Source organism: Arenimonas soli (assembly GCF_014643775.1).
Lineage (GTDB): Bacteria > Pseudomonadota > Gammaproteobacteria > Xanthomonadales > Xanthomonadaceae > Arenimonas > Arenimonas soli.
Map to the genome: position 1 here is coordinate 187,586 of NZ_BMKC01000003.1, position 23,083 is coordinate 210,668.

General features: G+C 69.1%; 21 protein-coding genes. 9 read left to right on the plus strand and 12 right to left on the minus strand.

Features of this window, described 5'->3' with window-relative positions:
* Positions 1 to 125 precede the first annotated feature (125 nt).
* The gene (locus IEX13_RS11475; protein WP_188664331.1) at positions 126 to 1,316 is read left to right on the plus strand and encodes an acyltransferase family protein; all 1,191 of its coding nucleotides are present in this window, start codon (positions 126 to 128) and stop codon (positions 1,314 to 1,316) included.
* Here IEX13_RS11475 and IEX13_RS11480 read toward each other — a convergent pair.
* From IEX13_RS11480 to IEX13_RS11490, 3 genes are all read right to left on the minus strand, one after another.
* Complete coding sequence (locus IEX13_RS11480) at positions 1,266 to 2,273, minus strand: GlxA family transcriptional regulator (RefSeq protein ID WP_188664332.1); 1,008 nt, start codon at positions 2,271 to 2,273, stop codon at positions 1,266 to 1,268. The two genes, IEX13_RS11475 and IEX13_RS11480, sit on opposite strands and share 51 nt — an antisense overlap.
* Positions 2,260 to 2,694, minus strand: a complete 435-nt coding sequence (locus IEX13_RS11485; protein ID WP_188664334.1) for a hypothetical protein — start codon at positions 2,692 to 2,694, stop codon at positions 2,260 to 2,262. The genes IEX13_RS11480 and IEX13_RS11485 overlap by 14 nt, the downstream gene beginning before the upstream one ends.
* 106 nt (positions 2,695 to 2,800) lie before the next feature.
* Complete coding sequence (locus IEX13_RS11490) at positions 2,801 to 3,685, minus strand: hypothetical protein (protein ID WP_188664336.1); 885 nt, start codon at positions 3,683 to 3,685, stop codon at positions 2,801 to 2,803.
* Positions 3,686 to 3,845: 160 nt separating this feature from the next.
* Between IEX13_RS11490 and IEX13_RS11495 the strand changes: the two genes are divergently transcribed.
* The gene (locus IEX13_RS11495) at positions 3,846 to 4,370 is read left to right on the plus strand and encodes an EF-hand domain-containing protein (RefSeq protein WP_188664338.1); all 525 of its coding nucleotides are present in this window, start codon (positions 3,846 to 3,848) and stop codon (positions 4,368 to 4,370) included.
* Positions 4,371 to 4,423: 53 nt separating this feature from the next.
* On the opposite strand, the gene IEX13_RS11500 is transcribed toward IEX13_RS11495, so the two are convergent.
* Positions 4,424 to 5,035 (minus strand): OmpW/AlkL family protein, encoded by a 612-nt coding sequence (locus tag IEX13_RS11500; protein WP_188664340.1) that lies wholly within the window; start codon positions 5,033 to 5,035, stop codon positions 4,424 to 4,426.
* Positions 5,036 to 5,420: 385 nt separating this feature from the next.
* On the opposite strand from IEX13_RS11500, the gene aceF reads away from it, so the two are divergent.
* From aceF to IEX13_RS11525, 5 genes are read left to right on the plus strand one after another with little or no spacing between them, the layout of a single operon-like run.
* Positions 5,421 to 6,779 (plus strand): dihydrolipoyllysine-residue acetyltransferase, encoded by a 1,359-nt coding sequence (gene aceF / locus IEX13_RS11505; protein WP_188665322.1) that lies wholly within the window; start codon positions 5,421 to 5,423, stop codon positions 6,777 to 6,779.
* 7 nt (positions 6,780 to 6,786) lie between these two features.
* Positions 6,787 to 7,842 (plus strand): mechanosensitive ion channel family protein, encoded by a 1,056-nt coding sequence (locus IEX13_RS11510; RefSeq protein ID WP_188664342.1) that lies wholly within the window; start codon positions 6,787 to 6,789, stop codon positions 7,840 to 7,842.
* A gap of 55 nt (positions 7,843 to 7,897) precedes the next feature.
* The gene (locus tag IEX13_RS11515) at positions 7,898 to 9,463 is read left to right on the plus strand and encodes a carbon-nitrogen hydrolase family protein (RefSeq protein WP_188664344.1); all 1,566 of its coding nucleotides are present in this window, start codon (positions 7,898 to 7,900) and stop codon (positions 9,461 to 9,463) included.
* A 26-nt stretch (positions 9,464 to 9,489) separates the two neighbouring features.
* On the plus strand, positions 9,490 to 11,304 hold the full coding sequence (gene lpdA / locus IEX13_RS11520; RefSeq protein ID WP_188664346.1) for a dihydrolipoyl dehydrogenase: 1,815 nt from the start codon (positions 9,490 to 9,492) through the stop codon (positions 11,302 to 11,304).
* 2 nt (positions 11,305 to 11,306) lie between these two features.
* Positions 11,307 to 11,936, plus strand: coding sequence for a hypothetical protein (locus IEX13_RS11525; protein WP_188664348.1), 630 nt, complete (start codon positions 11,307 to 11,309; stop codon positions 11,934 to 11,936).
* Positions 11,937 to 12,019: 83 nt separating this feature from the next.
* Here the strand turns inward: IEX13_RS11525 and IEX13_RS11530 are convergent, their stop codons facing one another.
* The 8 genes from IEX13_RS11530 to IEX13_RS11565 all read right to left on the minus strand — a co-directional run bounded on the left by IEX13_RS11530 (position 12,020) and on the right by IEX13_RS11565 (position 19,919).
* Positions 12,020 to 12,229: a DUF2061 domain-containing protein gene (locus IEX13_RS11530; RefSeq protein ID WP_188664350.1), complete on the minus strand. Its 210-nt coding sequence runs from the start codon at positions 12,227 to 12,229 to the stop codon at positions 12,020 to 12,022.
* A 595-nt stretch (positions 12,230 to 12,824) separates the two neighbouring features.
* The gene (locus IEX13_RS11535; RefSeq protein ID WP_188664352.1) at positions 12,825 to 14,192 is read right to left on the minus strand and encodes an SLC13 family permease; all 1,368 of its coding nucleotides are present in this window, start codon (positions 14,190 to 14,192) and stop codon (positions 12,825 to 12,827) included.
* 2 nt (positions 14,193 to 14,194) lie between these two features.
* Positions 14,195 to 14,527 carry a Na+/H+ antiporter subunit G gene (locus tag IEX13_RS11540; RefSeq protein ID WP_188664354.1) on the minus strand — a complete coding sequence of 111 codons (333 nt, stop codon included), beginning with the start codon at positions 14,525 to 14,527 and terminating at the stop codon, positions 14,195 to 14,197.
* Complete coding sequence (locus IEX13_RS11545; RefSeq protein ID WP_188664356.1) at positions 14,524 to 14,793, minus strand: K+/H+ antiporter subunit F; 270 nt, start codon at positions 14,791 to 14,793, stop codon at positions 14,524 to 14,526. Before IEX13_RS11545 ends, IEX13_RS11540 begins: the two co-directional genes overlap by 4 nt.
* On the minus strand, positions 14,790 to 15,275 hold the full coding sequence (locus tag IEX13_RS11550; protein WP_188664358.1) for a Na+/H+ antiporter subunit E: 486 nt from the start codon (positions 15,273 to 15,275) through the stop codon (positions 14,790 to 14,792). Before IEX13_RS11550 ends, IEX13_RS11545 begins: the two co-directional genes overlap by 4 nt.
* Positions 15,272 to 16,798 carry a monovalent cation/H+ antiporter subunit D gene (locus IEX13_RS11555; protein WP_188664360.1) on the minus strand — a complete coding sequence of 509 codons (1,527 nt, stop codon included), beginning with the start codon at positions 16,796 to 16,798 and terminating at the stop codon, positions 15,272 to 15,274. Before IEX13_RS11555 ends, IEX13_RS11550 begins: the two co-directional genes overlap by 4 nt.
* Positions 16,798 to 17,154 carry a Na+/H+ antiporter subunit C gene (locus tag IEX13_RS11560; RefSeq protein WP_188664362.1) on the minus strand — a complete coding sequence of 119 codons (357 nt, stop codon included), beginning with the start codon at positions 17,152 to 17,154 and terminating at the stop codon, positions 16,798 to 16,800. The genes IEX13_RS11555 and IEX13_RS11560 overlap by 1 nt, the downstream gene beginning before the upstream one ends.
* On the minus strand, positions 17,154 to 19,919 hold the full coding sequence (locus IEX13_RS11565; protein ID WP_188664364.1) for a monovalent cation/H+ antiporter subunit A: 2,766 nt from the start codon (positions 19,917 to 19,919) through the stop codon (positions 17,154 to 17,156). The genes IEX13_RS11560 and IEX13_RS11565 overlap by 1 nt, the downstream gene beginning before the upstream one ends.
* A 145-nt stretch (positions 19,920 to 20,064) precedes the next feature.
* Here IEX13_RS11565 and IEX13_RS11570 point away from each other — a divergent pair, with 145 nt between their 5' ends.
* Together IEX13_RS11570 and IEX13_RS11575 are read left to right on the plus strand one after the other, a co-directional pair.
* Complete coding sequence (locus IEX13_RS11570) at positions 20,065 to 20,928, plus strand: Rossmann-fold NAD(P)-binding domain-containing protein (RefSeq protein ID WP_188664366.1); 864 nt, start codon at positions 20,065 to 20,067, stop codon at positions 20,926 to 20,928.
* Between the two features lie 111 nt (positions 20,929 to 21,039).
* Positions 21,040 to 23,067: a DUF1302 domain-containing protein gene (locus tag IEX13_RS11575; protein ID WP_188664368.1), complete on the plus strand. Its 2,028-nt coding sequence runs from the start codon at positions 21,040 to 21,042 to the stop codon at positions 23,065 to 23,067.
* The last annotated feature ends 16 nt before the right edge of the window (positions 23,068 to 23,083 follow it).

The window sequence follows — 23,083 nt, forward strand, 5'->3', positions numbered from 1 at the left end:
GCAATCGTGCCCCGGTTCGTCCCGGGATTCCGCGATTGGTCCCCGGGCGGCCGCCACCGGTCACCCTGCGATGGCGGGCCGGCCGGCCCGCGGCGAGGCTGCGCGTACCTTCCCGGGAGCCCGCCATGCAGCGCCGCCACGACCTCGACGCCCTGCGCGTCCTCGCCATCCTGTCCCTGATCGCCTACCACTGCGGCATGCTCTACGTGGCCGAGTGGGGCTGGCACATCAAGTCCACCTACCTGCAGGAATGGCTGCAGTGGCCGATGCTGGCGATGAACCGCTGGCGCATGGCGCTGCTGTTCCTGATCTCGGGCCTGGCCATCGGCCTGTACCAGCCCGAACGGGCGCCGGGGCGCTTCGCCCTGCTGCGCACCTGGCGGCTGTTCCTGCCCCTGGTTTTCGGCATGCTGGCCATCGTGCCGGTGCAGGCCTACTGCCAGGGCGTCGTGAACGGCACCGTTGCGCCGGGCTACGGCGCTTTCCTGCTGCGCTATTGGGAGTTCCGGCCCTGGCCGGAAGGGGGCTTCGACGGCGCCGAGTACGGCATCACCTGGAACCACCTGTGGTACCTGGCCTACCTGTGGATTTACAGCCTGGTGCTGGTCGCGCTGCTGCCCGTGCTGCGTTCGGGGCCGGGCCAGCGGCTGCAGGCGGCGCTGTGCGGGCTGCGGGGCTGGCGCCTGGTTGTGGTGCCGGCGCTGCCCCTGGTGGCCTACATGAACAGCCTGCTGCCGTACTTCGAATCCACCAACGCGCTGGTCGACGACTGGTTCCAGCACGCGCAATTCTTCACCGTCTTCCTCTACGGCTTCCTGCTGGCCCGTGACGCCGGCTTCTGGGCCGAGCTGGCGCGGCTGCGCCGGCCGCTGGGCTGGGCCGCGCTGGGCCTGCTTGTGGTGTACGTGCCGTCCCTGAAACTTGGTTTCGCCCAGGACGATGCGGCGCTGGTGCTGATGCGCTGCCTGCGCGGCCTGGTCGTCTGGACCGTGCTGCTGGCCATCCTGGCCTGGGCCCGCCACGCCCTGGACCGCCCGTTCCGCTGGCTGCCTTATGCCAGCGAGGCGGTGTATCCCTGGTACGTGATCCACCAAAGCGCCACGGTGCTGCTGGCCTACTGGCTGGTGCCGCTGGAGCTGGGTGCCTGGCGCGAGGCGGTGCTGGTGGTGCTGGGCACGCTGGCGGCCTGCGCCGCCGGCCATGAAGTCGTGCGCCGGGTCGGCGTGCTGCGGCCGCTGTTCGGGCTCAAGCGGCGCAGGCCGGCGTCAGTGCGGGCGCAGCCGGAAACGTTCCCGGTAGTCGGCGGGCGTGAGTGAAGTGGCGCGTTTGAACAGCTTGCGGAAGCTCGAGCTGTCCGAATAACCGCAGCGCTCGACGATTTCGTCGAAGCTCAGCAGCGTCGTTTCCAGCAGCGCCTTGGCCCGTTCTACCCGCAGGTGCTGCAGGTGGGCGAGCGGGCTGGCGTTGTAGTGCTGCCGGAAGTGGCGCAGCAGGCTGCGCTCGCTGGTGCCGCAGTGTCTGGCCAGTTCGGCGATGGTCAGTTCGCGGTGCAGTTCGCGCTGCAGGAAGCCTTCGGCCTTCTCCGACAGCGAGTGCCGCGGGCGTTCGGCAAGGGCCAGGCTGATGTAGGGCGCCTGGCTGGTGCGGTCGGGGTCGAGCAGCATCATGCGGGCGGTGTTCTGGGCCAGCGCCGGGTCGGCCACCCGCGCCAGCACCTGCAGCAGGTAGCCCATCACCGCGGTGCTGGCGCCGGTGGTGGCGATGCTGCCGTCTTCGACCACCATGCGCTGTACGTCCAGCCGCACCCGCGGGTAATGGCTGCGGAAGGCGCCGTCGAGCCACCAGCTGGTGGTCGCCTCGTGGCCGTCGAGCAGGCCGGCTTCGGCCAGCAGCAGGCTACCGCAGCAGTTGGCCGCCAGCGGCACGCCGCGCAGCGACAGGGCTCGCAGGAGTTCGATCTCGGGGCCGTAGCCGCGGACCCGTTCCAGTGCGTCGTGCACGCTGGCGTGCATGTAGCCGGGCACCAGCAGCAGGTCCAGCGCGCGGTCGGGCGAGTTCACCGGGCCGATGACCAGGTCGCCATCAAGGGTGATGGTGGCCTGGCCGCGGGCACCGACCAGCACCGATTCGAGCTTGAGTTTCGTGGCCGGGTCGCGCAGCTGGGCCAGCTTCTGCGCGATCCTGAGCAGGTCCATCACGCCCGTGTAGCTCGACGGCATGGCGCCATCCATGGCCAGCAGGCCCAGGGTGAAGCGGCCGTCAGCGGGCGACATAGATCGACCCCGAATGCTCCGACAGCCAGTCCAGCAGGACCCGCGGCACGGCCAGGGCCGGCAGCGGGCCGGTGGCGGCCTGGTCGCAGTCAAGCAGCCGCACGCGGCCGGGGTGGCCTTCGGGCAGGGCGGTCGCCGACGGCGCCACCAGGGTCGGCTGGCCCTGGTCGTCGCGGGTCAGCAGCCACAGGCCGGGCGGGGGCGCGCTGCCCAGTTCGCAGCTGTCGGCGACGCGCAGCTTCAGGTCGCGGCTGTCGGCCGGCAAAAGGCGCCAGCGGCGCTGGGGGGCCTCGAAGACGGCGCTGTAGCGGGTGCCCTCGACGAAGATCGACTCGTCGGCGACCGGCACCGCGGCTTCGGAAGCCACGGGGGGGACGGACAGCATCGCGGTCAGCAGGGCCAGGGTCATCAGGCGTTTCATGGCGGTCTCCTCGTGTCCCGGGCGGGGGCGCCGGGGTGCACACAGGGTCGCGCTGGCGAGTCTGGCCCGGCAGTGGCGAAAACGCCACCCTCGGGGCGAAATCCGCCTAATCGCCGGTCGGACAGCCGTCGGTGTAGTGCAGCCAGCCCGTGACCAGGCCCCCGTCGGTTTCGATGCGCTCGACCCGCCCGCAGGTCAGCACGGGGCGGTTTTCGCCCGGGGGCAGCCAGCGCGGCTGGTCCTCGCCGGGCAGGACGTCGGTGGCCGGCACCGGCTTCACCGTTTCGATGTCGCCGCTGCCCAGGTCGACCAGGCAGTCGAAGCGGTCGCCGCCGGAATCGACCAGGCGCACCGCCGCCTTGCCGCGGTTGAGCGGCCAGGCCTTGCTGGCGCCTTCGGTGACCACGCCGCCGTCGAAGGCGCAGCGCAGGACGGCAGGGCCGAGGGTGGGCAGGGCACGGGTCCAGTCGTCGTCGGCCTTGCCGGCGGCGTCGAAGGACGGCGCGTTTTCCAGGTCCAGGCCGTATAGCGCGCGGCAGCAGCCGCTGCCTTCGCGGCCGTCGGCAAAGCGCAGCGCGGCGCTGAAGGGCATCGCCGGGCCATCGGCCATGGTGTCGAAACACTGCGCCGGCGACAGCACGGCGCCGGTGAAGGCGCCGGGTTCGTCTTCCGGCGCCCCCTTGAAGGTCCAGGCACCGGTTTCAGTGGCCGCCAGTTCGCCCACCAGCAGGGTTTCGTTGCCGGGTTCGGTCAGCACGCCGCCCTGCATGCCCAATTCCAGCGACCAGAAGGGCTCGTTGCCGCTGCAGCTGAAGCTTCGTGGCCCCTGGCCGGGGGGCGCATCGGGCGTCGGCGGGGCCTCGGGGACCGGCACGGGCTCCGCGACCGGCGCCGGCGCGGCGCTGGTCGCCTCGGCGGCGGGTTCGGGGGCCGGGGAACACGCGGCCAGGGCCAGGGTGGTCAACGACAGCAACAAGACAATGGGGCGCATGGCGAAGCTCCGGCAGTCAAAGCGCACGATGCCGCAGGGCCAGGGCCCCGGCAAGCTGAACGAACCCGGGCCAGCCGCCGGCGCCGGGTCAACCCGCCGGGCCGGCGGGCGTTCTGGAGGGACATGGGCGGAATCCACCGCCACGAATCGGAGAACACACATGCGCAAGACCCTGCTTTTCACCGCGCTGGCCCTGGCCAGTGGCCTCGTGATGGCGCAGCAGTCCGCGCCGGCCAAGCCCGGCGTCGACCGCGAGGCTGCGCGTGCCGAATGGCGCGCCAAGGCCGATGCCCGCTTCGCCGCGGCCGACAAGGACGGCGACGGCCAGCTCGACCGCGTCGAGGCCCAGGGGCTGAGCGAGCGCCTGGCCAGCAACTTCGATCGGGTCGATGCCAATGCCGACGGCGAGATCAGCCGCGACGAAATGGCGGCCATGCACGCGAAAATGCGCCACCACGGCCGCAGGGGCAGCCACGGCATGGGCTACATGCGCGGCCTGATGAAAGGCATGGACGACGACGGCAACGGTGCCATCAGCCGCGCCGAGCTCGGCGACAAGATGCCGAAGCTGGCCGAAAACTTCGCGGCCATCGACAGCAACGGCGACGGCGAGCTCAGTCGCGACGAGATGCGCGCCTTCCACAAGGCGCGTCGCGCCGAACGCCAGGCGGCCAAGACGAACTAGGGCGGGGGTGTCCGCGGGGGCGGGGCGCGGGGGCGCCCCGCCCGCGCGATGCGTCAGAAGCGCAGGCCGGCGCTGATGCCGTAGACGATCGGGTCGACTTCGGCGGTGCCGACGTTGCCCAGGGTTTCCACCGTCACGTCGGTTTCGAAGGACAGGCGGCGCACGTCGGCACGCAGGAAGAATCGATCGTTGACGAACCAGTCCAGGCCGGCGCCGAAGGCGATGCCGTTGGCATTGGAGCCGTCGATGCCCAGGCCGGAAAGCGCGCCCAGGGTGCGTTCCCCGGAAACATTCACCCAGCCGTAGCCCAGGCCGATGAACGGGCGCACGGGACTGTCCGGGGCGAAGTGGTAATTCACGCTGAGCGTGGTCGGGCGGTGTTCGACGCTGGCCACGGTGCCCAGGCCCGCCAGCGACACCTCGTGTTCGAACCGGGCCAGGCCCGACCACAGTTCCACCGACCAGCTGTCGTTGAAGGCGTAGGCGGCGCTGCCGGTCAGGCTCCAGTCGTCGTTCACGGTGGCGTCGGCACCGGCCAGCTGGTCGTTGTCGGACTTGGGGTCGGTGTTCTGGTAGCCCAGCGTCAGGCTGAAGGCCTGGGCGTTGGCGCCGGAAGCGACGAGCGCGGCGGCGAGGGCGAAGCTGGTCAGCACGAGACGTTGCATGGGGGATCTCCTGGCGTTCAGAGGGGCCGGCCGGCGACCGGTGCGCAGAGGCTGCCCCGGCGGCGATCAATCCGCGGTGAGCCCGGCGCCAAGACGCCGTGAAACCAACCCCCGATGAACGCCGGCGGAACTCCTGGCCCGTCCGGATGTCCCAAATGGCACAGGTGCCGCCAAGATGTCCGGGCGAACCTGTGGATCGTCGCAAGGGAAGATCTGAAGCAGTCCCTTGGCGCAAGGGCCGGAATGGTCCCGTCCGGACGCGAACAGCACGCGCGTTCCAAGGCGTTAGCGCTGCCCACGCCCCCCAGGCATCCCCCGGGGGGTTTTTTTTGCGGCCAACCGGGGGACAATGGAAAACCCTCCGTTCGAAAACCCCAGGTGGACCATGGCCGAGCTCAAGGAAGCGCGGGTGCCGGATATCGGCGACGACAAGGACGTGCCGGTGATCGAAGTGCTCGTCAAGCCGGGCGACACCGTCAGCAAGGACCAGGGCCTGGTCACGCTTGAATCGGACAAGGCGACGATGGAAGTGCCGGCGCCCTTCGACGGCGTCGTGCGCGAGGTGAAGGTGAAGGTCGGCGACGAGCTGTCCGAGGGCTCGGTGGTGGCGCTGATCGAGCCCGCCGCGGACGCCGGGGACAAGCCGGCGGCGAAAGCCGAAGCAAAGCCTGCGGAAAAGCCCGAGGCCAAGCCCGAGGCCAAGGCAGACGCCGAGCCGGAAGCCAGGCCGGCGTCAAAGCCCGAGCCCAAGTCCGCGCCGGCCCAGCCCTCGACGCCGGCCATGAATGCCGGTAACCCGAATTCCCCGCCGGTCACCTTCGACGCCGAGGCCCTGATGCCCGGCAAGGTGCCGCACGCCAGTCCGGCGGTGCGCCTGTTCGCCCGCGAACTGGGCGTCGACCTCGACCAGGTCAGCGGCAGCGCCCGTGGCGGCCGCATCAGCAAGGAAGACGTGCAGGCCCATGTGAAGTCGGTGATGGCCGGCGGCGGCGCGCGCGCCGGTGGCGGTGGCGGCGGCCTGGACCTGATTCCCTGGCCCAAGGTCGATTTCGGCAAGTTCGGCGACATCGAGCGCAAGCCGCTGTCGCGCATCCAGAAGCTCAGCGGCGCCAACCTGGCCCGCAACTGGGCGATGATCCCGCACGTCACCCAGTTCGAAGACGCCGACATCACCGAGATGGAGGCCTTCCGCAAGCGCCTGGGCGAAGAGAACAAGGACACCAAGGTCACGCCGCTGGTCTTCCTCATCAAGGCGGCGGTGGCGGGCCTGAAGAAATTCCCGGCCTTCAACGCCTCGCTCGACGGCGACGAACTGGTGCTCAAGCAGTACTTCAACATCGGCATCGCCGTGGACACGCCCGATGGCCTGGTGGTGCCGGTGATCCGCGACGCCGACCGCAAGGGCCTGCTGGAACTGGCCCGTGAGCTGGGCGAGATCAGCGCCAAGGCCCGGGACAAGAAGCTTTCGTCGGCGGACATGCAGGGCGGCTGTTTTTCGATCAGTTCGCTGGGCGGCATCGGCGGCACGGCCTTCACGCCGATCATCAACGCGCCCGAAGTGGCCATCCTGGGCGTGTCGCGCAGCGCGATGAAGCCGGTCTGGAACGGCAAGGACTTCGCGCCGCGGCTGATGCTGCCGCTGAGCCTGAGCTACGACCACCGGGTGATCGACGGCGCCGCCGCCGCGCGTTTCACCAGCTACCTGGCGCAGGTGCTGGGCGACCTGCGCCGGCTGCTGCTGTGACCGATTCATGAGCGCGCCGGCCGCACAAGCGACCCGCAACGCCGGCGAAGCGGCTGCGGCCGGCGAAGGCTGGTGGAACCAGGTCCTGGTCGAACTGGGCGGCGTCAGCCTCACCCCGGCCGGGCTGACGGGCGCGGTAAGCGTCTTCGTCGTCGCCTGGCTGGTGTCGCTGGTGTTTCGCCGCGGCCTCGCGCGGCTGTCCGACCGCAAGGGTACGCGCGATCGTCGCGCCGCCATCTACACCGTCGGCCGCATGGTGCACTACCTGCTGCTGTTCATCGCCTTCCTGTTGGCGCTGGAGCTCATCGGCCTGCCGGCCAGCCGCTTCGCGGTGTTCGCCGGCGCGATCGGCGTCGGCCTGGGCTTCGGCCTGCAGGCGATCTTCAACAACTTCATCTCCGGCATCATCCTGCTGTTCGACCGCAGCCTGAAGGTCGGCGACTTCGTCGAACTCGAATCGGGCGTGCACGGCGAGGTCAGCGACATCAACATCCGCGCCACCCGCATCACCACCAACGACAACATCGAAATCCTGGTGCCCAACTCCGAGTTCGTCAGCGGCCGGGTGGTGAACTGGACCCACAACGACGTCTCGCGCCGCCTGCGCATTCCCTTCGGCGTGGCCTACGGCAGCGACAAGGAAACGGTGAAGACCGCGGCGCTGGAAGCCGCCGCCGCCGTTCCCTTCACCCTGGCGCAGGAAGGCCCGCGCCGGCCCCAGGTGTGGTTGACCGAATTCGGCGACTCCAGCCTGAACTTCGACCTGGTGGTCTGGCTGACCGCCGAAGCCACCAAGCGCCCGTCGGCGGTGAAGGCTGCCTATAACTGGGAGCTGGAAACCGCGCTGGCCAGGCACGGACTCGAGATCCCCTTCCCGCAGCGCGACCTGCATATCCGCAGCGCCTTCGGCCTGCGCGACAAGGATGCCTGGACAGCGCTGGGCCGGCCGGCTCCGGAGGAGAAGCAGGCACCGCCGCCGGTCCGGTCCGGCGACAACGACGCCACCGAGGACGTCAAGCGAGAAATCGCCGAAGCACCCGCCAAGCCCGCGCCCGAAGAATGACATCTGACGCCAGGCTCCTGTTGCACACCCTGCTCCGCAAACAAGGATTGAAGTGATGTCCCGCAGCGACGACGACAGCCGTTCCAAACTTTTCGTACGGCTTGCCACCCGTGCCGACATCCCCGGGATCATCGCGCTCTCGGCGCGCACCTACGGCGAGCACATGGCCTACACGCCCGAAATGGTCGGCGGCCAGCTCACCCAGTTCCCCGGCGGCCAGTTCGTCGCCGAGTACGACGGCGAAGTGGTGGGCTATTGCGCCACGTTCTGCATCGCCGAAGCCGTGGCGCTGGCGCCGCACGGTTGGCGCGAGATCACCGGCGGCGGCTATGCCTCGCGCCACGACGTCGCCGGCGACTGGCTCTACGGCATGGAAGTGTGCGTGGACCCGGCGCGCCGCGGCCTGCGCATCGGCCGGCGCCTGTACGACCGCCGCAAGCGCCTGTGCCTGCAGCTCGACCTCAAGGGCATCGTGTTCGGCGGCCGGCTGCCGGGCCTGGCCAAACGATTCAAGCAGTTCGGCAGTGCCCAGGCCTACGTGGACGCGGTCGAGGAGGGCAGGGCGCGCGACATGGCGCTGTCGTTCCAGTTGAGCAACCAGTTCGAAGTGATCGGCGTGCTGCCTGATTACCTGCCGTCCGACCATGAGTCACTGGGTTACGCCGCCCACCTGGTCTGGCGCAATCCCAGCTTTTCCGACCATCCGGAAATCCGCAAGGCCCAGCTCAGCGGCGACCTGCCGTTGGCGGTGCGCGTGGCGACCGTGCAGTACCAGCAGCGGCGCATCAAGACGTTCGAGGAATTCGCCACCCAGATCGAATACTTCGTCGACATCGCCGCCGACTACCGCAGCGATTTCGTGGTGTTCCCGGAGCTGATCACGCTGCAGCTGCTATCGATCGAAAACAAGCCGCTGTCGCCGTCCGATTCCATCCGCACGCTGACCAAGTACACCAACCAGTACCGCGACCTGATGAACAAGCTGGCCGTGTCGTACAACATCAACATCATCGGCGGCTCGCACCCGACCCAGATGGACGATGGCGACATCCACAACATCTGCTACGTGGCCCTGCGCGACGGTTCGATCCACGAACGCGAGAAGATCCACCCGACGCCCAACGAAGTGCACTGGTGGAAGATCGCCGGCGGCGACGCCGCCGAGGCGATCCCCACCGACTGCGGCCCGATCGGCGTGATGATCTGCTACGACTCCGAATTCCCGGAGCTGGCGCGCCACCTGGTCGACCAGGGCGCGATGATCCTGTTCGTGCCCTACTGCACCGACGTGCGCCAGGGCCACCTGCGCGTGCGCTACTGCTGCCAGGCGCGCGCGATCGAGAACCAGGTCTACGTGGTCACCTCGGGCAACGTCGGCAACCTGCCGGGCGTGAACAACTTCGACATCCAGTACGCACAAAGCTGCATCATCACGCCCTGCGATTTCCCGTTCGCGCCCGAAGGCATCGCCGCCGACACCACGCCCAACGCCGAGCAGGTGGCCTTCGCCGACCTGCGCCTGGACGACCTGATGCAGGCCCGCGCCTCCGGCACCGTGCAGAACCTGCGCGACCGCCGCCACGACCTCTACCAGACCACCTGGAAAAAGCGCCGCGTTTGAGGCGCCTGGAACCCCAAGGAAATACCATGGCCAAGACCATTGAACTGAAGGTGCCGGACATCGGCGACGACAAGGACGTACCGGTGATCGAGCTGCTGGTGCAGCCCGGCGACACCGTGGCCAAGGACCAGGGCCTGGTCACGCTCGAATCCGACAAGGCCACGATGGAAGTGCCGGCCAGCGACGCCGGCGTCATCAAGGAACTGAAGGTGAAGGTGGGCGACACGGTGTCGGCCGGCGACGTGTTGGCGATCGCCGAGCCTGCGGAAGGTGAATCCAGCGACGACGGGAAAACCGCCGGCAAGGCGGACGGGGCGGGCAAGTCGGAGAAGACGGTCAAAGAGTCGACGCCCGACGCGCATGCCGGCGTCGAAAAGAAGGACACCGGCGCGCCGGCGGCCCAGGCCGCTGGCGCCTCCGGCCGCAAGCCCGACGTCGAGTGCCGCATGCTCGTGCTGGGCGCCGGCCCCGGCGGCTACACCGCCGCCTTCCGTGCGGCCGACCTGGGCATGGATACCGTCCTGGTCGAACGTTACGACGCGCTCGGCGGCGTCTGCCTCAACGTCGGCTGCATCCCCTCCAAGGCCCTGCTGCACGCCGCCGAGGTGCTGGTCGAAGCCCGGCACGCCGCCGATTTTGGCATCAGCTTCGGCGAACCGAAGATCGACCTCGACAAGCTGCGCGGCCACAAGGAAAAGGTCGTCGGCCAGATGGTCAAGGGCCTGGCCGGCATGGCGAAGCAGCGCAAGGTGCGCACGCTCACCGGCACCGGCAGGTTCATCTCCGCCAACGAACTGGAAGTCGAAGGCAAGGACGGCAAGAAGCTCGTGCGCTTCGAGCAGTGCATCATCGCCGCCGGTTCGCAGCCGGTGAAGCTGCCGGCCTTCCCCTGGGACGACAAGCGCGTCATGGACTCCACCGACGCGCTGGAACTGGCCGACGTTCCCGGGCACCTGCTGGTGGTCGGAGGCGGCATCATCGGCCTGGAAATGGCCTGCGTGTACAGCGCGCTGGGCAGCGAAGTCACCGTGGTCGAATTCATGGACCAGCTGATGCCGGGTGCCGACAAGGACCTGGTCAAGCCGCTGGCCGATCTGCTCAAGAAGCGCGGCGTCGCCGTGCACCTGGGCTGCAAGGTCACCGAGGTCGCCGCGAAGAAGGACGGCCTGCACGCCAGCTTCGAAGGCGGATCCAAGCCCGAGCGCAGCAAGTTCGACCGCGCCCTGGTGTCCGTGGGCCGCGCGCCCAACGGCGGCAAGATCGCGGCCGACCAGGCCGGCGTCGAAGTCACCGACCGGGGCTTCATTCCGGTCGATCGCCAGATGCGCACGAACGTGCCGCACATCTTCGCCATCGGCGACATCGTCGGCCAGCCCATGCTGGCCCACAAGGCGACGCACGAAGGCAAGCTGGCGGCCGAAGTCGCCTTCGGCGAGAAGAAGGAGTGGGTGGCGCGGGTGATCCCGTCGGTGGCCTACACCGATCCGGAAATCGCCTGGGTAGGCGTCACCGAAACCGAAGCCAAGGCCAAGGGGCTGAAGGTCGGCGTGGCCAAGTTCCCGTGGGCCGCCTCGGGCCGCGCGGTGGGCATCGGCCGCACGGAAGGTTTCACCAAGCTCATCTTCGACGAAGCCACCGACCGCATCATCGGCGGCGGCATCGTCGGCGTGCACGCCGGCGACCTGATCACCGAAGTCGCCCTGGCCATCGAAATGGGCTGCGAAGCCGCCGACATCGGCCACACCATCCACCCGCACCCGACGCTCAGCGAGTCGGTGGGCATGGCCGCCGAAATCCAGGACGGCAGCATCACCGACCTGTACATCCCGAAGAAGAAATAGGCATGGGCTGGATTCGGGGCATCCTGTCGAGCCTGTTGCTGATGCTGGCCTTGCCAGCCGAAGCGTGCTCGTGCGGACCGGACGGCTATTGGGACACGCTTGAGAAGCGAATCGACAAGGCCGATCGGGTGGCACTGGTTCGCATTGAGTTCGCCTACCTTCGGGCGCTGCCGGCTGAACATTGGTATGCACCCCATGAAACGCCCACTGTGGAAGCGCCACAAGGCTTTGGTGCGACGCGCTATGGCTTCCGCGAAATCGAGCGGTTAAAGGGCGAAGGCCTTGAGCTTCCGGTGATCCTCAACGAAAACGCCAGCAACTGTGCCAGGCGCCTGCAGCTGGGGACCTATGTACTGATCCTTGCTGAGCCCGGCACTTCGGAGGTTTGGCATCGCATGTGCCTTCCGCATGAGATTGAGGACCTCGGGCCAGTCCTCGCCTTCCAGCGCGAATGGTTGAAAGGCGTGCGCGCCTACATCTCCGGGCGTAGTCCGATTCATGCGTGTGACAACTTTGCGGTGCCGCCCAAGGCGCTGGACAAGGTTTGCCACGAACGTCGGCTGGAACATCGCAATGCCGGCTTGCGTGAGCTGCGCCCCGTCTTCGCGCCACTACGTCGGCCAAGGCAATAAAGAAACGCCCCGGCGAACTGTTCGCCGGGGCGCCGATCCCGACGCGGCGCTCCTGCCCCGGTGCGAGGCGGCGGGATACGTGGCTAGATTCTCAGGGGTGCGCTGAACGCCGCCTTTGCGCGGCGGGCCTCAATTCGCTTCCAGACCTTTTCATGGAAGTGGAAGGCGACCGTGTTGCAGGCCGGTTCAACCAGCGCCAGCACGCCACCCACCACCACGCTGCCGGTCAGCGCGTACCCGACGCCGAAGGCGACGGTGAAATGAACGGCGGCGAATGACAGGGTCTTGGCCATGGCGTGCTCCTTGGACTCGCCTCCGATACTGGGGGCAGGGCGCCCGGCAATCCATTCGATTTTTCCCATGCCGGCGATAGGCGCCGACTATGATCTTGTGGGAGGGGCTTCATCCCCCTGCCCTTGGCCCTTGGCCTCTGGCCAAGCAAAGCGTCGCCGCCGCATGGTTCGCGAGTGGAGGCGCCGCGCCTTCGCCCCGACCGACACGCCGCAAGTACGTCCATGTAGTCTCATCGTCGACATCCATGTCTCCGATGGTCGGCCGGGGCGAAGGCGCGACACCTCCTCAACGCCACGTCGTGGCCGATGGGAAAGCGGCTTCCCGGCAAATCGGGGCGATGCCCAGCGCTTGCGGCGCAAGCGCGCGTTGCGCTCTTGATCTCCTGTCGGCCCCGATGTTCATTCCAGGAGGTAGCGTGCAGTCGCCCTGGCCGACTCTCGGAGACATGGATGTCGACGAGAAGCCCCCTGCAATGCGTTCACGGTCGCGGCCAGGGCGACTGCACGCTGCCTCCACCCGCGAAACAAGCGGAGACGACGCTTTGCTTGGCCGCAGGCCAAGGGCAGAGGGACCGAAGGCTCTCCCACAAGGGCTTCAGGAGAAGGCGAACCAGCAGACGGTGCAGATGACCAATGCGCCCAGCACGTTCAGCATCGCGCCTTCGCGGAACATGCGCTGGGCGCTGACCAGGCCGCTGCCGTAGGCGATCGCGTTCGGTGCCGTGGCGACGGGCAGCATGAACGCGCCGCTGGCGGCCAGCACCGCCGGGAACATCAGCAGGGCCGGGTCGACGCCGATGGCCACGCCGGTGGCGGCCAGGATCGGCATCATCAGCACCGCCGTCGCCGTGTTGCTGGCGATCTCCGACATCAGCAGCACCGCCACCACGATGGCCACCAGCAGCAGGGGCAGCGGCAGGTCGCCCAGGCCGGCCAGGTGCCCCGCCAGCGCGCCGCTCAGGCCCGACGACTGGAAGGCCGTGGCCAGCGCGATGCCGCCGCCGAACAGCACCAACGCGCCCCAGGGAATCGACTCCGCCGTTTCCCAGTCCAGCAGCCGGCTGCCCTTGCCGTCGGGGATCACGCACATCAGCACCACCGCCAGCAGCGCCACCGCGGCGTCGTTGGCACCGGGCATCAGCAGCCAGGTGCTCCAGCCACCGAAAGGTTCGGTGCGCGTCACCCAGGCCAGGGCGGTCAGCGCGAACACCATCACCACGCGGCGCTCGCCCGGCGTCCACAGGCCGGCCGCCGGCAGCTGCGCCGCCGGCGTGCCCGCCAGGCCCCGGCCCAGCCACCAGCCCACCATCGGCAGCAGCAGCACGACCACCGGGATGCCGATGCTCATCCAGTCCAGGAAGCCATAACGCGTGCCGGTGGTTTCCGAATACACCTGCATGAACACCAGGTTCGGCGGCGACCCGATCGGCGTGCCCAGGCCGCCGATGCTGGCCGAATAGGCGATCGCCAGGATCAGCGGCGCCTGCAGGCGCTTGTCCGGGTAAACCTGCAGGATCGCCAGCGCCACCGGCAGCATCACCAGGGTGGTGGCGGTGTTGGAGATCCACATGCTCAGCGCGCCGCACGCGGCGATGAAGCCGAACAGCAGGCTGCGCCCGCTGCTGCCGCCGAAGGCGCGCACCATGCCCAGCGCCAGCCGGCGGTGGGCGCCGCAGCGTTCAAGCGCGCGCGAAAGCATGAAACCGCCGCCCAGCAGCAGGATCAGTTCGTGGCCATAACTCTGTGCGACCTGCCTGGCGTCAAGCACGCCCAACACCGGGAACAGCGCCAGCGGCAGCAGGGCGGTGACCGGTGCCCGCACCGGTTCGAGCACCCACCACAGCGCGCACCAGCCGGTCATGCCCAGCGTCGCGGCCAACGCGTGCGGGCTGCCCTGCGAACTGGCGAAAAAATAAAGCGAAACCGCGAGCAGCGGGCCGGCCGGCAGGGCGAGCCGGCGCACGCTCAGGCGTCCCCGTCCTGGCCCGGCGGCGGGCCGGGCCGCAGCGAGGCGTCGCTGGCCAGGGCGGCGCGGGCGACCAGGTAGGCGCTGACGGGCGCAGTCATGAACAGGAACAGCGTGATCAGCAACTCGCGCAGGCTGGGCGTGCCCTGCATCGCCTGCCACAGCATCGCCCCCAGCAGCACGCCGCCCACGCCCAGGGTGCTGGCTTTGGTCGGGCCGTGCAGGCGCTTGAAGATGTCGCCCAGCTTGGCCAGGCCCCAGCTGGCGACCAGGGCGAAGGCACTGCCGGCCAGCAGCAGGAAGCAGACCAGGAGTTCGAGGGCGAAGTTCATTCGACGATGTCCCCGCGGATGACGAATTTCGACAGCACGATCGTGCCCACGAAGCCCAGCATCGCGATGACCACCGCGGCCTCGAAGTAGATCGTGCTGGTGTCGCGCAGGCCGGCCAGCACCAGCAGCGCGATGGTGTTCACGTACAGCGTGTCCAGCGCCAGGATGCGGTCGGGGATGCCGGGGCCGCGCAGCAGGCGGTAAAGGTTGAGCACCATCGCCAGCGCAAAGGCGCCCATGGCGATGTTCAGGCTGGTCTGGATCATGGGAACACCTCCCGCAGCGGCGCTTCGTAGCGCGTCTTGATCTGGGCGATGGCCGCGTCGGCGTCCTCGAGGTGCAGGAAGTGCACCAGCAGGTGCCGCTGGTCAGGCGAAAGTTCCGACGAGACCGTGCCCGGCGTCATGGTGATGATGCCGGCCAGCGCCGAGATGCCGTGCCGGTTGGTGATGTCGAGCGGAATCCAGACGAATCCCGGGCGCATCTTCGATTCGCGGCCCAGGATGCGCCGCGCCACTTCGATGTTCGACAGCACGATGTCCCACAGCACCACCACCACCAGCCGCGCGGCGACGCCCGGCCGGCGCATATGCGCGGTGTCCTCGCGCAGGCGCTGGGCCACCAGCGGCAGGAACACCGCCAGCACCGCCGCGAGAAGCACGTGCGCCAGGTCGGTGGTGGCCACCAGCAGCAGCCAGACCACGAATACGGCCACGCTCAGCAGCGGCGCGGGCAGCCAGCGCTTCATGGTGCCACCCCCGGCTTGGGCAGGGCGCCGCGCACGGCGTCGATGTAGGCGGCCGGGGCCACCAGCTGGGCGCCGGCGTCCTGCGTGTAACGCAGCACCGGGCCACCGAACAGGCTCAGCAGCACGCCCATGGCCAGCAGCACGAGCGTGGCGCCAACTTCCTGGACCCGCAGCCGCGGGATCGCGCCCGGCGGCGCGGGCTCGCCGCCTTCGCGCCAGAACAGCTGGCTGGCCGCGCTGGCCAGGGCCACCAGCACCATCAGGCTGGTGCCCAGGATGACCGGCCAGATCCAGCCGGCCTGGGCGTCGGGCACCGCCGCGAGCAGGCTGAACTTGCCGACGAAACCCGACAGCGGCGGCAGGCCGGCAACCGACACGGCGGCGACGAAGAACATCAGGCCGAGCAGGGTGCGGTGTTTCATGTGGTCGAGCTTGCGCAGGCTGTCGCCGGCGTTGTCCCGGTTGCGCCGGATCAGGTCGGCCAACAGGAACATCGCGCCACCCACCAGCGTGCTGTGCAGCAGGTAATACAGGCCCGCGCCCAGCGCTTCGGCGCTGGCCAGGCCCAGGGCGATGAACAGCGTCGCCGCCGAGCCCAGCACCAGGTAGGCCGCCAACAGGCGGATCGACGGCGCCGCCAGCGCGCCCAGCGTCGCCAGCACCAGGGTGGCCGTGCCCAGCGGCAGCAACCAGGGCCAGGCCAGGTTGGCCAGTTCACCGGCGTCGGCGCCGAACACCAGGGTGAACACGCGCAGCACCGTATAAACGCCCAGCTTGGTCATCACCGCGAACAGCGCGGCCACCGCGGCCGGGCTGCGCGCATAGGTTTCCGGCAGCCAGAAATACAGCGGCAGCAGCGCCGCCTTGGCGCAGAACACCACCAGCAGAAGTCCCGCGGCCGCCTTCAGTGGCGCTGCCTCGGCGGCCGGCATGGCCGCCACGCGCACGGCCACTTCGGCCATGTTCAGTGCGCCGGTGAGGCCATAGATGTAGCCCACCGCGAACAGGTACAGCGTCGACGCGGTGATGTTGAAGGCCACGTACTGCAGGCCGCTGCGAACCCGTGCACCGCGGGCGCCGCTGAGCAGCAGGCCGTAGGAGGCGATCAGCAGCACTTCGAAGAACACGAACAGGTTGAACAGGTCGGCGGTGAGGAAGGCACCGTTGAGGCCCATCAGCTGGAACTGGAACAGCACGTGGAAATGGAGGGCGCGCCGGTCCCAGCCGCCGGTGGCGAACCAAAGGCAGGGCAGGGCCAGCAGGCTGGTGGCCAGCAGCATGATCGCCGAGAGGCGGTCGGCGGCCAGCGCGATGCCCAGCTCCGCCGCCCAGTTGCCGACCAGGTAGACGCGGGTGCCGCCGTCGTCGGCCTGCAGCGCCAGCGTCGCCGCCACGGCCACCAGTCCGGCGCAGGACAGCAGGCCGATGAAACGGTGCACGGCGATGCGCCGCGTCGGCACCAGCAGCAGCACGATCGCGGCCAGCAGCGGCAGCAGGACCGGCAGGATGGGCAGGTGTGCCATCACGGGCGGTCCTCCCGGCGCGGTTCACTGCCGTCGACGTGGTCGCTGCGGCTGTCGGAGCGGCTTCGCACGGCCGTGACCAGCAGCACCGCGGTCATGGCGAAGGCGATCACGATGGCGGTCAGCACCAGCGCCTGCGGCAGCGGGTCGGAATGGTTGGCCAGCGTCGGGTCCAGGGCCTTGTCCAGGATCGGCGGCTTGGCCACCGCCAGCCGGCCCATGCTGAAGATCAGCAGGTTCACCGCGTAGGAAAGCAGCGTAAGCCCGAGGATGATGTCGAAGCTGCGCGCGCGCAGCAGCAGGTAGACGCCGCTGGCGACCAGGGTGCCGATGAAGATCGAGAGCGCCAGTTCCATCAGCGTGCCCCCCCGTGCAGCGGCGGCCGCACCGCGGCCATCATGCCCAGCATCAGCAGGCTGCCGGCGGCCACCACCAGGTACACGCCGATGTCGAAGACCAAGGCGCTGGCCATGGGCAGCTTGCCCAGCAGCGGCACGGCCACGTAGTCGGTGTGGCTGGTCATGTACGGGTAACCGAGCACCCAGCTGCCGACGCCGGTAAGCAGCGCCAGCAGCAGGCCCAGGCCGATGACGCGCGGGTAGTCGAAGCCCAGGCGCTGTTCCATGTACTCATTGCCCGACAGCACGTACTGCAGCAGCACCGGCACCGCCAGCACCAGGCCGGCGATGAAGCCACCGCCGGGCAGGTTGTGGCCGCGCAGGAACAGGTACAGCGACACCGCCAGCGCCAGCGGCAGCAGCAGGCGCGCCACCGTGTTGGGAATCACCAGCGGGTCGGGCGAGCCCTCGACACGGCGCTCGGGCAGCATGCGCGCCCGCCGCAGCATGGCGTGCACCACCAGGCCGGCGATGCCGAACACGGCGATCTCGCCCAGGGTGTCGAAGCCGCGGAAATCCACCAGGATCACGTTCACCACGTTGCTGCCGCCGCCTTCGGGCAGGGACAGGGCCAGGATCTGCGAGGCCACGGTGTCCAGCGGCCGGGTGATGATGGCGTAGGCCAGCGCCGCGACGCCGCCGCCGGCCGCCAGCGCGATGACGGCGTCGCGCCAGCGGCGCAGTCGCGAGGGTTCGGGCGCGGACTCGGCCGGCAGGTAGTTCAGGGAAAGCAGCATCAGCGCGATCGTCACCATTTCCACCAGCAGCTGGGTCAGCGCCAGGTCGGGCGCCGACAGCAGCACGAAAGCCAGGCTGACCGCCAGGCCGACCGCGCCCATCACCACCAGCGCCAGCAGGCGGCGACGGTGCAGCACGACGGTGGCCACGGTGGCCACCATGCCGATGCCCCAGACCAGCCAGGCCAGCGGCGGCATCGGCTGGGACCGGCCGCTGAAGACGAGATCGGACGATAGGAAGGGCACGATGCCCAGCGCCAGCGCCGACAGGACCATCAGCACCAGGTAGCGCTGCAGGCTGCCGTTTTCCAGGCGTGCGGTGAGCTTGCCGGCCAGGCGCACGGCCTCGGCGACCTTCCATTCGTAAAGCCGCCGCCCGCGCGAGTCGTAGCTGACGCCGTAGAGGTCGATCAGCCGGCGGATGCCGAAATAAAGCGCGATGCCGGCGGCCAGGCCCGCCAGGCTCATCATGAACGGCGTATTGAAGCCGTGCCAGATGGACAGGCTGTAATAGGGCACGTTGTCGCCCAGCACGCCCTGGGCCGCGGCCTGCAGCACCGGCGCGATGGTCAGCGCCGGCGCGATGCCCACGGCCAGGCACAGGATCACCAGGATCTCGACCGGGATGCGCATGAAGCGCGGCGGCTCGTGCGGGGTGCGGTCGATGCGCACCGGCCCGTCGCCGAAGAAGGTGTCGTGCACGAAACGCAGGCTGTAGGCCACGCCGAAGGCACCGGCCAGCACTGCGGCGCCGGCGATGCCCCAGCGCATGAACATGTGGCCGCGGACTTCCAGCGCTTCGGTGAAGAACATTTCCTTGGACAGGAAGCCGTTGAGCAGCGGCACGCCCGCCATCGCCAGCGAGGCGATGATCGCCAGGATGCCGGTGTAGGGCAGCACGCGCAGCAGGCCGCCCAGCCGGCGCATGTCGCGGGTGCCGGTTTCGTGGTCGATGATGCCGGCGGCCATGAACAGCGAAGCCTTGAAGGTGGCGTGGTTGAGGATGTGGAACAGGCCCGCCACCACCGCCATCGGGGTGGACAGGCCGAACAGCAGCGTGATCAGGCCCAGGTGCGAAATGGTCGAATAGGCCAGCAGGCCCTTGAGGTCATGCTGGAAGATCGCGTGCCAGGCGCCCACCAGCAGGGTGATCGCGCCGACGCCGCTGACCAGGTAGAAAAACAGGTCGCTTCCCGCCAGCGCCGGGTGCAGCCGCGCCAGCAGGAACACGCCGGCCTTCACCATCGTCGCCGAATGCAGGTAGGCCGACACCGGCGTCGGCGCCGCCATCGCATGCGGCAGCCAGAACTGGAAAGGGAACTGCGCGCTCTTGGTGAACACCGCCAGCAGCACCAGCACCAGCGCATACGGATACAGCGGGCTGGCCAGGATCTGCGGTCCCGACGCCAGCACCACGTCCAGTTCGTAGCTGCCGGTGATGCGGCCCAGCAGGATCACGCCGCCCAGCAGCGCCAGCCCGCCGGCGCCGGTGATGGCAAGGGCCATGCGGGCGCCGTCGCGGGCGTCCTGGCGGTGGTTCCAGAAACCGATCAGCAGGAAGGAGCTGATCGAGGTCAGTTCCCAGAACACCGCCAGCAGCACCAGGTTGCCGGCGATCACCATGCCCAGCATCGCGCCCATGAACAGCAGCAGGAAGGCCAGGAAGCGCGGCATGCTGTCGTTCGCGTCCAGGTAATAGCTGGCGTAGAGCACGATCAGCGCGCCGATGCCCAGCACCAGGCCGGCGAACATCCAGGCCAGGCCGTCCAGCCGCAGCGACAGGTCCAGGCCCATGGCCGGGATCCACGGCAGCAGGCTGCGCACGCCCTCGCCCGACATCACGTCGGGGGTCATCAGCGCCAGCAGCACGAGGCCGGCGACGGGGGCCAGGCCCGCCAGCCAGGCGGCCGGGCGGCGCTGGCGGTCGGGCAGCATGCCCACCACGAGTGCGAGCACGAAGGGGATGGCCAGCAGTAGTCCGAGCATCGCGTTCCTTGCCTGGCCGCGCCCGGGCGGCCTGCGGCCGGGGCGGCGGTTTCGGGTGTCGTCGCACGACGAAGTTGGCCGCCGAGTCTAGCGCATCGATGCGCCAACGCGCCGTGCACGTGGCCCCCGAAGGTATGCTCGGGCCATGGAAATGCTCGGGGAACAGGTGCGGGGCTGGGGCGTGTTCGGCTTGACCGGACTGGTCGGCGAGTCCCTGCGCGACCAGCTGCAGCCGGGTGATCCGCTGGCCTGGGCGGTCACCCGGCAGGCGCCTGCCGCCGGGGACCGGTGGCAGTGGATCGTGGGCGGATTGCCCGGCCTGGCCGACCCGCCGCCGGTGCAGGCCATCGCCAGCCTCGGTCCGCTGGACGCCTTCACGGACTGGTTCGAAGCCTCGTCGCTGGCGCCGCGCCGGCTGGTGGTGCTGGGCTCGACCAGCCGGCACGGCAAGGCCGATTCCCCGGACCCGGGCGAGCGCGCGCTGGCCGGCCGGCTCGCCGACTGCGAGGCGCGGTTGGCGGCTTGCTGCGAAAAGCGCGGCTGCGCGCTGACCCTGCTGCGCCCGACCCTGATCTGGGGCCGCGGCCGCGACCGGAACCTGGCGCGCTGGGTGGCGCTGGCCCGGCGCTGGCGCTGGCTGCCGCTGCCGCGCACGGCCCACGGCCTGCGCCAGCCGGTGCATGCCGACGACGTGGCCGCGGCGGTGCTGGCGGCGCTGCGGGCGCCCGAGCCGGTGGCTGGCCACTTCGACTTGCCCGGCGGCGAAACCCTTGCCTACGACGCCATGGTGGCGCGCTGCCTGGACGCGGCCGCGCCCGGCGCGCGCCTGCTGCGGGTGCCGGCGCCGTTGTTCCGGCTGGGCCTGGCCCTGGCCGGGCGCCGCGGCCCGGGGCCCGGCGTGGTGGCCCGGCTCGACCGCGACCTGGCCTATGACGGCGGCCCCGTGCGGGCTGCGCTGGGCCTGCCGGCCAGGCCGTTCAGGCCGGGTCCGGAGGATTTTCCGGGCTGACCATACGCAACAGCATTGCCATTTCCTAACGAACAATTAATATGCCTAGAGGAAATGCTCTAGAGTCCCACCCACCACCCAGCCGTCGATCCGAACCCAGGGGAAGCACCCATGAAGAAACTGCATGCAAACCACGGGCAGGTCGCTCGTGCCCGTCTCGCCGCAGCCGTCGCGCTCGGCCTGCTGATGGCCCCGGCCGCCCAGGCCATCGAGTTCTCGCGTGGCGAGCTCCAGGGCAGCTTCGACACCACGGTGTCGTACGGCTATTCCTGGCGCGTGGAAGACCAGGACCCGAACCTCATCGGCAAGTCCTGGTTCAACCCGCTGCTGTGCACCCAGAACGTGCCGCTGGGCCCGATTCCGGTCGGCCCGGGTCGCTGCACCAGCACCGGCGGCGTGCCGGGCTCCCCGGAACAGGTCGCCGCGATGGGCCGCTTCTCGGCCAACCGCGACGACGGCAACCTCAAGTACGACAAAGGCGACGCCATCTCCAGCGCGATCAAGCTGACTTCCGAGCTCAGCCTGAACTACCGCGACTGGGGCATGTTCATGCGCGCCACGTACTTCCACGACTTCGAGAACGAAGGTCGCGACGACCTCACCCAAGAAGCGCAGGACCGCATCGGCCAGCGCTTCCGCATGCTCGACGCCTTCGTGTTCAAGAACTTCGCGCTGGCCGACGACGGCAGCCTGGCCGGCACCGTCCGCCTGGGTCGCCAGGTGGTCAGCTGGGGTGAAAGCACCTTCATCCAGAACGGCATCAACGTCATCAACCCGGTCGACCTTTCGGCGCTGCGCGTCGCCGGCGCCGAGCTGCGCGAGGCCTTCCTGCCGATCGACATGCTCTACGGCTCGATCAGCCTGAGCGACAACGTCTCGCTCGAAGCGGTGTACCTGTTCGAGTTCGAGGAAATCGAAATCGATGCCGCCGGCACCTATTTCAGCTCCAACGACTTCGCCAGCCCGGGCGGCACCTACGTGATGCTGGGCTTCGGCACCACGCCGCAGCCGGTCTACAACCCCGAGCGTTTCTTCAGCACCTGCTACAACGGCCCGGCCGGCTACGCCACCTCCGACCGCTTCGCCGACCTGGCCGCGATCTACGGCCCGGCCACCGCCGGCCAGATCATCGCCATCGGCTGCGGCAACGCGGTGGGCCGCCTGCCCAACCGCAACGCCAGCGACGACGGCCAGTACGGCATGGCGCTGCGCTGGTTCGCGCCGTCGCTGAACGAGACCGAGTTCGGCTTCTACTTCCTGAACTACCACAGCCGCGTGCCGCTGCTGTCGGGCCGCGCGGTCAACAACCCGCTGGTTGGCGCCGCCTCGGGCCGCTTCTTCGCCGAATACCCGGAAGACATCCAGCTCTACGGCCTGAGCTGGAACACCACGCTGCCCGGCGGCGTCGCCTGGCAGGGTGAAATCAGCCACCGCCCGAACATGCCGCTGCAGGTCGACGACGTCGAGCTGCTGTTCGCGGCGCTGAGCCCGCTCAACCCGTTCATCCCGGTGCCGGCGCTGCAGTTCAACAGCCAGCTGGGCAACTACGCGCTGGGCCAGGAAGTGCGCGGCTGGCGCGAACATGAAGTCAGCCAGGTGCAGATGACCTTCACCAAGCTCTTCGCCGACGTGCTGGGCGCCAACCAGCTGGCCGTGGTCGCCGAAGTGGGTGGCACCGAGGTCTGGGACCTGCCGTCGCATTCCGAGCTGCGTTACGAAGGTGAAGGCACCGACACCGGCGGCGGCTGCGACGTGGGCGACGTGCTGGCGGCCGGTTTCCCGGGCCCGGGCGCGCTGGCCTTCGGCTGCATGCGCAATCCGCAGACCCTGGGCGGCGGTTTCCCGACCGCGTTCTCGTGGGGTTACCGCCTGGCGGCCCGCGCCGACTACAACGGTGCATTTGGTACGTCGATCACGCTTTCGCCACGCGTCGCCTTCAATCATGACGTGAGCGGCATCACCCCGGGACCTGGCGGGAACTTCCTGGAAGATCGCAAGTCCCTGACCCTGGGCGTGGAAGCGAACTACCTGCAGCAGTGGGTGTTCGACCTCAGCTACACCTCGTTCAGCGGGGCCAAGCAATATAACCAGATCCACGACCGCGACTTCGCGGCGTTCACCGTCAAGTACTCGTTCTGAGCCCAGGAGGCATACG